This window comes from Bartonella acomydis (genome assembly GCF_039543025.1).
GTDB classification, from domain to species: domain Bacteria; phylum Pseudomonadota; class Alphaproteobacteria; order Rhizobiales; family Rhizobiaceae; genus Bartonella; species Bartonella acomydis.
On the sequence record NZ_BAABIY010000075.1, the window covers coordinates 1 to 2,014 of the forward strand.

Below are 2,014 nucleotides of genomic sequence, written 5' to 3' on the forward strand. Positions count from 1 at the left end.
AGAGCGGGCTGGTCATGTGATCAACAGTTCGGGTCTTTTAGAAGCTGTCTCAGGCGATATGCGTTTTGATGTCTCAGCTCTCACCAACATGCGTGAAGGTGGGGTTGAAGTGAGCGATAAAGTGGTCTCTCACCGGTTCGTTGAGGGAAGATGGGAAGGCACCAATGTTAAGCACCACCAGATAAAGGAAGATGTCGACACTACGATCATCCGTCAGCAAGCACATTTTAAGGGAAATGCGGCACAGATTTTAGTAGGACGTCATCTGACAGTGAATGCCGGGGATATCCGCAATAGCTATAGCTTGATTTCTGCCAATGGCAACATTGTAATGCGGGGCGATACACTGCTCAATGAGGGGCGTGATTTAATCGAAACAACCAAGATTGTAACTGAAACACATCGCAGGAAGAAACACTGCACTGTCTTGAATGGAGGATGTCAGTGGGGCGGTATAACAGATTATGGGAGCACGACCAATACCAAAACGGCTACACGCACCTATGATGCTGTTTATGGCACGATTGAAGCGGGGGGAACGCTTGATGCCAAGGTGACGGGTTATATTGATAATCATGCGGTGCGTGAGGGAGTAGAACAAGTTGGTTTAAGCTCTGGTGATAAAGGCTTGGCTGGTGTTAAAAACACCGATTTTGACGGCTCAAAACCACTGATCAGTGATGATCGATTAGACGGGATTATCAATGGTTTAACGGGGCATAAAGCACTTTTTGCACCGAGTATTCAAACACCAGCACCAGAATCCATACAAGTACCAAAGCAAGATGGGCTTAGCTCTGTACAGACACAGCTAACTCAGACTCAAACACCTGATGTGCCGTTTTTGATCGAGACGCGTCCAGATTTTATCAATCCCAGCAAATTTTTGGGCTCAGATTATTTCCTCAAAAGGGTTGGCAATTATAAGCCTGAGCATGTGTTTAAAAGATTAGGGGATGCCTATTATGAAACTCGTCTGGTGAGTGAGCAAATCTTTGAACTCACAGGGGATCGCAGCCTCATAGAGGTGGATGATCCCAACGCACAAATGCAAAAGCTTTATGACAATGCCATCGCACAGCAAGATCCCTTAGGGTTAGAACTAGGCAAACCATTAACACAAAAGCAAATTGCGGAGATCAAAAAAGATATGATCTGGCTTGAGACGCATGTTGTCAACGGGCAAGAAGTCTTGGTGCCCCATGTTTATTTGGCAGCAAATTCTTCTCTCACGCAGGATATTTATGGGGCAAAAACGCAACAAGCAAACCTTGCCAGTGCGTATTTAAAAGGCCACGACATCATTTTGAATGCGGAGCGTTTTGCCAATAGCGGCACCATCTTGAGTAACAGCGCACTCAACGTATCGACCACACAAACTTTGTTGAATGATGGCGGTTTTTTGCTTGGCAGCGGTGCAGTTGACCTCAGCAGCCAAGGGCTTTTTGTCAACTTGTCAGGGGTTATACTGGGGGATATCATCTCCCTCAATGCTAAGACAATCGTTGATGGGACTGCCAAAATCCGTGACACGAATGAATTTGGTTTTGTTGATCGAAGTGGGCAGCAGGCACAAATCATTGCTGTTCAGGATTTAAACATTCACTCCCTTGGCGATTTAAGCATGAATGGTGGGCAATGGAACAGTAGCGGTTCGACGATGGTGACTGTTGGTGGTTCTGCGACCATTGGTTCATTGGTACTAGAGAGTGAGAATAAGCAAACCTTAGAAAAAGGGCGTTATGACGCTCAAAGCTCTCATCACCAGTTGGCCGAAGTCAATAGTGGTGAGAATCTAACCATTGTTACAGAGGGTGATCTTAACCTTGGGGGAAAGTTTAAAGTCAAGGGCGATGGGGATTTCACCAGTGGTGGTGCTCTCAATGTGGTTTCAGAACAAGACTTTAACAGTTTTGATTTAGATCTCAGGGGGAAAGAAGGCGATAAATCGAAACAAAAGAATAAGTTTCGTCAACAATCAACCGAAGTTACCACCAATAAAACCACAATAGAA

1 protein-coding gene is annotated in these 2,014 nt (G+C 45.4%); it reads left to right on the top strand.

The genetic code is table 11. The features are described from left to right. On the top strand, positions 1–2,014 hold a 2,014-nt coding region (locus ABD909_RS07090), incomplete at both ends, for a hemagglutinin repeat-containing protein (protein WP_345097254.1).